Below are 2,110 nucleotides of genomic sequence, written 5' to 3'. Positions count from 1 at the left end.
ACTCAGGCTACAAATAAAGGAGGGCAGTGCTTGGGTAAGCGGAGGTGTTCACGCTTACCAGAATTAGCGTTCACGTTTACCAGAATATGCAAGAAGTATTTATCAGGGCTTGGCTTTCAAAATCCCGTGATTATTCCGGTTATGGCGCTTCCTGCATTGACCGCAAAGAAGTTTGTGAAAAATGTCGAAGTAGGGCGTAGTGATCGAAATATGCTTTTCTCTGAGCTTGAGCGTTTCCGTGACAGCGCTCTGCATCTAAGCAATGCAGCAATCATGCCCCACAGGATCAAGCGCAATCAGCGTCGGAGACTTAATAATGCATTTAAGGGCGGGTTTGAGGAGATGAGCCGTAAAGAGCTTAAAGCTTTTATCGATTACACAGGGCTAAGCACAATTGAAGCATTGGTCACTAAATCGGCTTGAAGAGCGACGACATTTCCAGATACCTCATTAACATCTTTACGAGCAAAAGAGCAGTACATACTAATGAATCATATATATATCGAGCACAATCCATTTCTGGTTGAAACCAGGTTTTTGATTGATGGCCAGGCTCCTTCTGAAAGTTCAGACATTGCAGGATACAGCACCAAACGCTTACAGTTATGGGTAGAGCAGATCTTTTTTAAACTGCGTGACATTTTTAATGGCAGTTCCAGTTTTTATATCGAGTTTACCGGCGTTGAATCCGATTACGAGGATCTGAAGGAAGCAGCTCAAAAAGCCATGAATGCCGGAATGATGATTGAACTTAGCTGGAATCCGGTAGAGCCAACGGAGAGCCGACTGGATAAAATCAAACAGTTGATGGCCAGGGTCCAAAATACCCCCAAGTTTGAAAAATATCTGGCAAACAGCGGGGATGATGCGCAGCGAGATTTTCTGGAAGCACTGAACAATAACTTTGACGTCTATGTTGTCGCTACCATGTCTTCCGGTAAATCAACGTTCATTAATGCAATGTTAGGGCAGGATTTGCTACCTGCGGCTAATGAAGCAACCACAGCGACGATTGCTCATATTCATGACGACAAAGCTCAGGGAGTGGTATTCCGGGGAGAGCGTTTCAATCGAGAAGGAGACGAGGTTGAACGTTGTGAGGCTGTTCATCTGGATATTCTTCGTCAATGGAACGCTGACAAAGAAACCAAAACAATCTCATTACACGGCGATATTCGTTCAGTCGCAAAAAATGACAATGTGCAATTGGTGCTGACTGACACTCCGGGACCTAACAACAGTCAGGATGCAGAGCATGAGAGAACTACTCTTGGCTTTATTCAGGACTCCCGCCAGAACCCATTGATTGTGTATGTTCTCAATGCAACGCAACTGGGTACCAATGATGATCGAAATTTGCTCAGGCTTGTTTCTGACATCATGAGTAAGGGTGGTAAGCAGAGTAAAGATCGCTTCCTGTTTGTTGTGAACAAGATGGATATGTTTGACCCCGAAAAAGGTGAAAACATTGCCGAAGCACTTGACCGGGTAAGAAAGTATTTGCTGGAAAATGGGATTCATGACCCAAATATTTATCCGGTTTCTGCCCGTATGGCTTATTTGTTGCGCAAGCAGGGTGAACTGACCCGGACAGAGCGTGGCGATAAACGGAATATCGAAGAGTTACTTCTTGAAGAACCTACCATGGCATTTCCTCAATATATGCCGTTGAGCCCAAAAGTGGCTGCGGCAATGGAGGATAAATCAACGTCGCAGGCTTTACGAAACAGTGGTTTACCCGCAATTGAAGCGGTGATTGATGAATACATCAACAAATACAGTTTCCCTATGCGTTTAAATCGCGCCCATCAGGCATTGACTTCTGCTATAGAGCAAGGTATGCAGGAAGCAGAGTTGATCCGCCAGTTGGAGACCGACGAGAAAGAACTTCATCAGTTATTGGTGGAGATCGAGAGCCTGAAGGAACGTCGTGACCGAGGCTTTAATACTCAGGCTTACAAGGAAAGGATCAAACATGAGGGGCATGACCTTCCGCCTGAAATTCAGAGCCAGTTAAATGTGAAGTGGTTTAATGACTTAGGACACCTCGTTAAGCACAATAGTACCATTGATGACGAGGTAGAAAGTGACAAAGCAGCGTAAGAATTAT

The 2,110-nt window shown here is 44.8% G+C and carries 2 protein-coding genes; both read left to right on the top strand.

Annotated elements, in window-relative coordinates; translation table 11 throughout:
* Positions 1–423: hypothetical protein (locus ACO6VE_RS24325; RefSeq protein ID WP_422464066.1), on the top strand; the 423-nt coding region annotated here is incomplete at its 5' end.
* 63 nt (positions 424–486) lie between these two features.
* A complete protein-coding gene (locus tag ACO6VE_RS24320; protein ID WP_422464064.1) occupies positions 487–2,103 on the top strand; it encodes a dynamin family protein in 1,617 nt (538 codons plus the stop codon).
* Positions 2,104–2,110 lie beyond the last annotated feature (7 nt).

The sequence above is a fragment of the Endozoicomonas sp. ALB115 genome (assembly GCF_049310245.1).
In the GTDB taxonomy this organism is placed as follows: domain Bacteria; phylum Pseudomonadota; class Gammaproteobacteria; order Pseudomonadales; family Endozoicomonadaceae; genus Endozoicomonas.
This window is presented reverse-complemented; position numbering and strand designations above follow the sequence as displayed.